The sequence below is a fragment of the Saccharothrix sabaoui genome (assembly GCF_051756985.1).
Lineage (GTDB): Bacteria > Actinomycetota > Actinomycetes > Mycobacteriales > Pseudonocardiaceae > Actinosynnema.
This window is the reverse complement of the sequence record NZ_JBPKJK010000279.1, coordinates 1-6,476: the sequence shown is the minus strand read 5'-3', so window position 1 is coordinate 6,476 and position 6,476 is coordinate 1. Positions and strand designations below refer to the sequence as shown.

The window sequence follows — 6,476 nt, the reverse complement described above, 5'->3', positions numbered from 1 at the left end:
AGGGTGCCCGAACCGGAATTGGTGACCAGGACGTAGCGGTGACCGGGACCGGGTGCGGACCAGTGCGCGTCCAGGCCCACGGCGACCTCGCCGAGCACCTCGTTAGTGCGGGTGTCGAAGGTGACGACGGTGCCGGTGTCGTCGGGGCCGGTGCCGGCGTTGACCACGTACGCGATCCGCCCGCCCGCGGCCAGGGTGATGCCGCGCGGCTTGCTGCCCACGGTGATGGTGGCGGTGACCTCCCGGGTGCGGACGTCGACGACCGAGACGGTGCCGGCGATGGTGTTGCTGATGTAGGCGGTGCGGTTGTCGGGGGTGATGAGCACGCCGCGCGGTTCGTCGCCGACCGGGATGGTGGCGACGGCGGTGTAGGTGGCGGTGTCGACGACCGAGACGGTGTCGGCGTCGGAGTTGGCCACCCAGGCGTACCGGCCCCCGGCGGTGAACTGCACGCCGCGCGGCGCGTCGCCCACCGGGATGGTGCGGGTGACGGCCTGGGTGCGGGTGTCGATCACGGTCACCGCGTCGGAACCGGTGCTGCTGACGTAGACCTCGCGGCCGTCCGGCCTGAGCGCGGCCAGGCGGGGCGCGTCGCCGACCGGGATGGTCTTCACCACGGCCCGGCGGGCGGTGTCGATCACCGACACGGTGTCGGCGTCGCGGTTGGAGACGTAGGCGTACCGGCCGGGCCGGTCGAAGGCGATGCCGTAGGGGAAGTCGCCCACCGGGATGGTGGCGACCTCGGCCCGGCGGACGGGGTCGACCACCGACACGGTGTCGGAGCCGCCGTTGGCGACGTAGGCCAGCCGTTGGTCGGGGGTGAACACGACCGTCCGGGAGTTGGCCCCGATCGGGATCGTGCCGAGTTCGACCGGTCGCCCGGTCGCGGCGCCGGCCGCGGCGGTGGCCGGCGTCGCGAGGAGCAGGGTCGCGGGCAGCAGGGTCGTGGCGAGCAGGAGCAGACGGCGCAACGGGATCGTCCCCTCTAGGCGGTGGTGGATCGGGTGCGCAGCCGGTGCCGGGCCGCCGCGTACAGGCCCGCACCGATGACCAGCGCGACCGGCAGCACGTAGTCGCCGTCGCGCTCGACGAACTGGAACCACTCCTGGCCCACCAGGGGCCGGAGCAGTTCGGTGACCAGCTTCCAGCCCAGCACGAACCACAGCAGCGGCGCCGCCGGGCGGACCAGCACGGCGAGGCCGAGCAGGATCTCGAACGCGCCGAACCACACCATCAGGTTCGCCGAGTCGACGGTGGCGCGCTCGACGCCGAAGAAGGCGAAGTACTTGTAGAAGTACGCCTTGTTCTCGAACAGGGCGAACCCGCCGTGCCCGATCAGCAGCAGCGCCAACCCGCCCCGGGCGGCCCAGTGCGCCCCGACCAGGGCGCGGTCGGTGACGTGCTCGGGCAGGGTGCCCGGGGTGAACCAGCGGCGCAGGGACCACCCGCCGCCGCCGACCAGGACCAGCAGGGCCAGGGGCATGCCGTAGTTGCCGCCGCGCTCCAGGAACTCCCACCAGCCCTCGCCCACCGCGGGCCGGAGCAGGGCGGTGAACACGCCCCACACCGTGGCGTGCAGCAGCACGACGCGCAGCGGGAAGAACAGCACGAGCAGCCCGACGGTGATGTCGATCGCGCCCGTGACGTACATCAGCCAGCCGACGGCGACGTCGGGGGAGATGCCGAACAGGTCGTAGTAGGGCAGCCAGGCCCGTGATCGGCTCAACCCGGCCCAGCCGTGGCCGAGGTACTCCACGGCGACGCCGACGCGCAGCAGCCAGTACAGCTTGGTCAGGACGGACGACTGCGCCCACCGCTGCGACAGCGCGGCGCCGGTCGTGCCGATCGCTTCTCTCGTGGTCACGGATTCCCCCAATTCCCGAGGGCGGAACTGTTCGACCGAATTGAAAGTACGCACCCGGGCCGGATTCGGAATCGACAGGAGGACGTAACTCGAACTGCTCCGGATGACCCGTCGGAAAAAGAACTAAATTGATTTTCCACATGCGGGTGCGCTGCGTTTTCCGGGGGAAATCGCAGTGGGCGCGCGGGGCCGTGCGCCACCGCCGCGTCGGCCGCTCGCCGACCCGGGGTGGGACTGGGGGGTGGCTTCGGGTGCCTCCCGTGTTCCATGGTGTGGACGGTCTTGCTGGCAGCTAAGCACCTCAACGAGGATTGCCTCAATGGAACTCGACACAAATCTTCGGACTCGGGCGGCGGTGCACCACGCCCTGTCCGACCCCGTGCGGCTCGGCATCGTCGACCTGCTCGCGGTCGGCGACCGGTCGCCGGGCGAACTGGGCGACCGGTTCGGCCTCACGTCCAACCTGCTCGCCCACCACCTCAAGGTGCTGCGCGAGGTGGGCCTGGTAGAGCGCACGAAGTCCCACGCGGACGGCCGGCGCGCCTACGTGCGGCTCACCCCCGAACCGCTCACCGGCCTGCACACGACGCCGAGCGTGACCGCGCCGCGCGTGGTGTTCGTCTGCACCCGCAACGGCGCGCGCTCCCCCCTGGCCGCCGCCCTGTGGAGCACCCGCAGCACCATCCCGGTCACCTCCGCCGGCACCCACCCGGGCCGGGGGATCAACCCGCGCGCCGCGGCCACCGCCGAGCGGCACGGCCTGGTGCTGGAACGGCGGACCACCGCCCACGTGCGCGACGTCGTGGAGCCCGACGACCTGGTGGTCGCCGTGTGCGACGGCGCGTTCGAGGAGATGGGCCCCGCCGACCGGCACGTCCACTGGTCGGTCCCCGACCCCGGCCCGGTGGACACCGACGAGTTCTTCGAGGACGTCCTCGCCCGGCTCGCCCACCGCGTCGACCGCTTCGCGGCGATCGCGCACACCCCCTGACCCCGGGAGGACCGCCGTGCCCGACTGCCCCTACTGCGACCCCGCCGGACCCGACCCCCGCGGCCGGGTGCACGACGACGAGCACTGGCTGGTCGCCCACGGCCCGGCCGACACCGCGATGACCGGCGCCCTGCGCGTCACCTCCCGGCGGCACTTCACCGACTTCGCCGAGATGACCCCCGCCGAGTCGGGGTCCTTCGGCCCGCTGCTGACCCGCCTCGACACGGCCCTGCGCGCGGTCACCGACGCCGAACGCGTCCACGTGGTCTCCACCCGCGACCGCGTCCCGCACTTCCACGCCTGGCTCTACCCCCGCCCGGCGAGCCACCCGCTGCGCGGCACCGCCTTCCTCGACGCGCCGCAGCGGACCACCCCGGAGGAGGCCGAGCGCACCGCCGCCGCCCTCCGCGAGCACCTCGCGGTCCGGTCCCCCGGTACCTGACCGGGCGGACGAGCTGATCGGCCGCGTGCGCCGCGAACGCCGCACCCGCCGGGTCGCCGCGGCCGTGGTCGCGCTGGGCGTCGGCGTGCCCCTCGCCGTGCGGCCGGGACCCGTTCCCCGGCAGGCGACCGAGGTGACCGGCCCGACGTCCTCGACCACCCGGCCATGCCCGGCGGCACGGTGGTCGGCCGGACCACCGCCCCGGTGCGGGGCACCACCGCCGAGGTCCTCCGGACGACGGACGGGGACGGGGTCGAGGTGGTCCGGCGGGGGGCACCGGCGAGTGGGTCGTGGTGCGGTCGCGCACCCTGCCCGAGGCCGAGGACGTCGCCTGCGCCCAGCGGCTGCCGCCCACCCCCCGGCCCATCCCCGCGCCGCTGGGGTTCGCCCGGGTGCCGGCGGGGACGCGCGTCGTCACCTCGATCCCCGGACCGGGGGACGAGTTCGTCACGTTCGCCGCTCCGGAGACCGGCGGCCCCGCCCGCCGGGTCGGCGTCAGCCGGGTCGCCACCGGGGTCGGCGAGCTGGGCACCCCGGTCCCGGTCGGCGACCGCACGGGCCGGCTCGTCGGGACCCCGGGGCACGAGGACCCTGCGGGTGCCGCTGCCCGGGCACGGCAGCCCCAGCGTCACGGTGCCCGACGCCGCCGGCCTCAGCCAGGAGGAGCTGACCGGGTTCGCCCCGGGGTCACCGACCCGTGAGGCCGGCGGCCCCCGGGATCGCGGCCCGCGCCGGACGCCGCGGCGCTACTCCCGGGCCGCGGCCTGCGGGCGGGCCACCTCGACGGCGACCTTCCCGCCGACGCGCAGCGCCATCGTCCTGGTGGGCTCCGCGGTGAAACCGGCCGCGGCGACGCGCCGGGACACGGCGTCGCCGACGTTGTCCCGCAGCTGCTCGCGCACCCGGGCGCGCTGACCGCGGCCGTGCCCGCGTCCCGGTCCGTGCCCGTGCCCCCGCCCGTGCTCGTCGAGCGTGGCGTCGGCCAGGACCAGCACGCCGTCCGGGCGCAGCACCCGGCGCACCTCGGCGAGCAGGGCGTCCTTCGAGGCGGTGTCGAGGTGGTGCAGCATCAGGCTGGAGAAGACGCGGTCGAACGAGCCGTCCGGGTGGGGCAGCTCCTGGGCGAACCCCCGGTCCAGCCGCACGGCGAGGCCGGCGCGGCGGATCTTGCGCCCGGCGCGGGCCAGCGCCTTCGGGTCGGGGTCCAGCCCGACGAGTTCGACGCGGGGGTGCCGCTCGCCGATCGAGCGCAGCAGGTTGCCCGTGCCGCAGCCGACGTCGAGCACCCGGTGCCCGTCGCGCAGCCCGGCGAGCGTGATCATCGCCTGGTGCACCGGGCGCAGCCCGAAGACGTGGTGCACCACGTCGTAGAGCGGCAGCAGGTAGTGCTTGCCCAGGCCGGGGACGTAGTCCCGCTCGGCGGGCGGCTGGGACGTTCTTTCGGTCATGCCCCCATCGTGACCGCCGGGATCACCCGAAATCTGTACCGATCTGCGGTTCCGGTGGGACGATCCGACGGTGCGGACCGTGCGGACCTCACCGGGCGGGGACCGCCCGGCGACCTACTCGATGCTGCCCGCGCCCGGCGAGCTGCCGGTGACCACGTGGCGGCTGGAGCACGACTGGCGGTCCGGCGACGGGCCGTTCGAGGAGCACGCCCACGACTTCCCCGGCCTGGCCTACTTCGAGACCACCGGCGGGCGGCTGCCCACCGGCCGGCGGACGTGGTCGATCGAGGCGGGCGACCTGTTCGTGATCGCGCCCGGCGACGTGGTGGGCCGCCTCCACACCGCCGACCTGGCCGGCAGCCGGGGCTGGGGCGTGTTCTTCACCGCCGACGCGCTCGGCCCGGACGTGCCCGGCGCGCACCTGGCGTGGCGCACCCACCCGCTGCTGTTCCCGTTCGTGCGCGGCGGGGCGGTCGGCGCGCTGCGCCTGCGGGTGCCCGAGCCGGACCGGGCCGAGTGGGCCGGGCGCGTCCGGGCCCTGCACGACGAGCTGGCGCAGCGCCGGGACGGCTACCGCGAGGCCGTGGCCGCCCACCTGGTGCTGCTGCTGGTCGGGGTCTCCCGGCTGGCCGCCGACGTGGTGGGCGACCTGCGCGAGAACAGCGAACCGCTGCTGGCCCGCGTGTTCGAGGTCATCGAGCGGCGCTACCCGCACCCGCTGTCGCTGCGCGACGTGGCCGCCGCGGTCAACATCTCCCCCGGCCACCTGACCACGACCGTGCGGCGGCGTTCCGGCCGCACCGTGCAGGAGTGGATCACCGAGCGGCGCATGGTGCAGGCACGGCGGCTGCTGGCCACGACCCGGCTCACGATCAGCGAGGTCGGCAGGCAGGTGGGCTTCCCCGACGCCGGCTACTTCGCCCGGACCTTCGGCAGGGTGCACGGGATGAGCCCGGTGCGGTGGCGGCGGGCCGGCGCCGACCCCGCGGCCGGCGGGCACGACCGGGGAACCGGCGCGTGACGGTGAGGGCCCGACGCGCGGTGTGCGCGTCGGGCCCCTCGGCGATGGAAAACCCCTTGCCCGCCCTCGTCGTCCGGGATCAGCGCGTGGTGGTGCGGTGCTCGGCGTGCGCGGTCACCTGTGAGGTGTCCTGGGCTGCGTTGTGGTCCGGGGAGTCGAACCCCGAGCGCTGCCCCCCGCGCTATCAGGGAGCCGGATGACCGCCGGCCCTCGGTGTGCGCTCGCCCCCCCCCCCCGGGCGACTACCCGCTCCCGTCGCCTCCCGTTCAGTCCAGCAGGTCCACCTGCCAGTTCGCCTGCTGGACGTCGTTGTCGACCTCGCGGAGCTCCCGGGCCGGCCGGTCGGCCTCCGCGCGCAGCCCCGCCACCGGCAGGGCGGAGAGGTGCAGCAGCTCGGAGCGGAGCCGGCGGGCCATGCCGGGTTGGTTGCGGCCGGTGGCCGCGTCCGCCGCGCCGGTGACGAGCCCGTGGCGCAGGCGCAGCGCGTCGCGGCGGGCCAGGGCGTCGGTGATCGTCCCGTCGCGCAGCGTCGGCGCGTGCGGCGAGCGCCTCACCCAGCTTCATCCCCCACCCCCTGTCGATCGGTGGAGCGTGGCACGGCCGGTGACGGCGGGGCACACCGTTTTCCGGCCGCCGGGAACGCGCGACGGGGCACGTCGATGACGATCAGCGGCAGCTCGGTCATCACGGCCAGGCCGATGGTCTCGGAC

At 75.0% G+C, this 6,476-nt stretch carries 8 protein-coding genes; 4 read left to right on the top strand and 4 right to left on the bottom strand.

The window, feature by feature from the left end; translation table 11 throughout:
- A partial coding sequence (locus ACR807_RS40630; protein ID WP_438926875.1) for a YVTN family beta-propeller repeat protein occupies positions 1-971 on the bottom strand: 971 nt, incomplete at its 3' end.
- A 14-nt stretch (positions 972-985) separates the two neighbouring features.
- The gene (locus ACR807_RS40625; RefSeq protein ID WP_438926874.1) at positions 986-1,864 is read right to left on the bottom strand and encodes a hypothetical protein; all 879 of its coding nucleotides are present in this window, start codon (positions 1,862-1,864) and stop codon (positions 986-988) included.
- 319 nt (positions 1,865-2,183) lie between these two features.
- Here ACR807_RS40625 and ACR807_RS40620 point away from each other — a divergent pair, with 319 nt between their 5' ends.
- The 3 genes from ACR807_RS40620 to ACR807_RS40610 all read left to right on the top strand — a co-directional run bounded on the left by ACR807_RS40620 (position 2,184) and on the right by ACR807_RS40610 (position 3,998).
- Complete coding sequence (locus ACR807_RS40620) at positions 2,184-2,855, top strand: metalloregulator ArsR/SmtB family transcription factor (RefSeq protein WP_438926873.1); 672 nt, start codon at positions 2,184-2,186, stop codon at positions 2,853-2,855.
- Positions 2,856-2,871: 16 nt separating this feature from the next.
- Entirely contained in the window at positions 2,872-3,297 is a 426-nt protein-coding gene (locus ACR807_RS40615) for an HIT family protein (protein ID WP_438926872.1), read from the top strand.
- A gap of 290 nt (positions 3,298-3,587) precedes the next feature.
- Complete coding sequence (locus ACR807_RS40610; RefSeq protein WP_438926871.1) at positions 3,588-3,998, top strand: hypothetical protein; 411 nt, start codon at positions 3,588-3,590, stop codon at positions 3,996-3,998.
- Positions 3,999-4,043: 45 nt separating this feature from the next.
- Here the strand turns inward: ACR807_RS40610 and ACR807_RS40605 are convergent, their stop codons facing one another.
- Positions 4,044-4,745: a class I SAM-dependent methyltransferase gene (locus ACR807_RS40605; protein ID WP_438926870.1), complete on the bottom strand. Its 702-nt coding sequence runs from the start codon at positions 4,743-4,745 to the stop codon at positions 4,044-4,046.
- Positions 4,746-4,824: 79 nt separating this feature from the next.
- On the opposite strand from ACR807_RS40605, the gene ACR807_RS40600 reads away from it, so the two are divergent.
- Positions 4,825-5,766: a helix-turn-helix transcriptional regulator gene (locus tag ACR807_RS40600; protein ID WP_438926869.1), complete on the top strand. Its 942-nt coding sequence runs from the start codon at positions 4,825-4,827 to the stop codon at positions 5,764-5,766.
- A gap of 266 nt (positions 5,767-6,032) precedes the next feature.
- Here ACR807_RS40600 and ACR807_RS40595 read toward each other — a convergent pair whose 3' ends face one another.
- Positions 6,033-6,320, bottom strand: coding sequence for a DIP1984 family protein (locus tag ACR807_RS40595; protein ID WP_438926868.1), 288 nt, complete (start codon positions 6,318-6,320; stop codon positions 6,033-6,035).
- Positions 6,321-6,476 lie beyond the last annotated feature (156 nt).

Excerpts from the sequence above, each read along its gene's own strand:
- ACR807_RS40605 (WP_438926870.1), bottom strand. The coding sequence starts at position 4,745 with ATGACCGAAAGAACGTCCCAGCCGCCCGCCGAGCGGGACTACGTCCCC.
- ACR807_RS40620 (WP_438926873.1), top strand. The coding sequence starts at position 2,184 with ATGGAACTCGACACAAATCTTCGGACTCGGGCGGCGGTGCACCACGCC.